This is a genomic window from Brevundimonas sp., assembly GCF_046293315.1.
Taxonomy (GTDB): Bacteria; Pseudomonadota; Alphaproteobacteria; order Caulobacterales; family Caulobacteraceae; genus Brevundimonas.
In genome coordinates this window covers 1-811 of record NZ_JBKBPF010000035.1, presented here as the reverse complement: position 1 = coordinate 811, position 811 = coordinate 1, and the positions used below count along the sequence as shown (strand labels likewise).

At 75.1% G+C, this 811-nt stretch carries 1 protein-coding gene; it reads left to right on the top strand.

Annotated features, from left to right (window positions below):
* Nucleotides 1–82: 82 nt before the first annotated feature.
* The coding region (locus ACK4SE_RS13870; protein ID WP_409693880.1) for a hypothetical protein at nt 83–811 on the top strand (729 nt) is incomplete at its 3' end.

Genomic DNA, 811 nt, shown 5'->3' with positions numbered 1-811 from the left:
AGCCACCCACCTCCCGCCGCCAGTCCCTGCGCCCAGTGCACCCGCCACCACACTGCCCTGGCGGGCTGCGCTGGTGCGCTGCATGGCAGAGATTGCTGCCGGGCGGCTGGACAGCGAGGGCAGCGCCGACTTGCCAGCGCTTCGCTTCTGCTTCGCCTCGCCCGCCGCGTGCCGCACTGCCCCCGCTTCGCCGGACGCGCGCAGCTCGTCGCCGCGGCAGTCGCGCGGCGCTGCGGTGTCTCACGTAGCCAGCGAGGCGGTGGAGGGCTGGCTGGAGATTGCGGCGCCGCTGCTCCCGCCGGGCAAGGCCTGGCTGCCCGCCAGTGGCTACACCCTCGCCTGCTGGATCCGCCTGCCCAGCGACGCCACCCTGGCGCGCGCACACAGCCGCCACGCCGGCACCGCACGCGCGCAAGGCAGCTGCAGCAACAGCAGCAGCAGCGGCGGCGGCGGCGGCGGTGGCGGCGGCGGCGGCGGCGGCGGCAGTACACATGCAGGCGGGTACAGCACAGACGCGCCAGCAGTGCTGCTGCAGCTGCTGCCCGCCGATGTGCCTGCCGGCGCGGCGGAGCCGCTGCTGTGTGTGTCCGTCACGCGGGGCCGCCTGCGCGTGGCGGTGGCGGCGGACCGGCGCGGCCGCGACATGGAGGGCTGCTACCTGGAGCCGGATCGCTGGCACCACGTGGTTGTGACGCACGGACGGCACCGGCTCAAGTCCGACGTGGTGACGCTGTTCGTGAATGGCATGCCGGCAGGGTCGGAGAAGGTGCCCTACCCCTCCCTCGCCGCCCGCCCCGCGCTGCTGCGCATG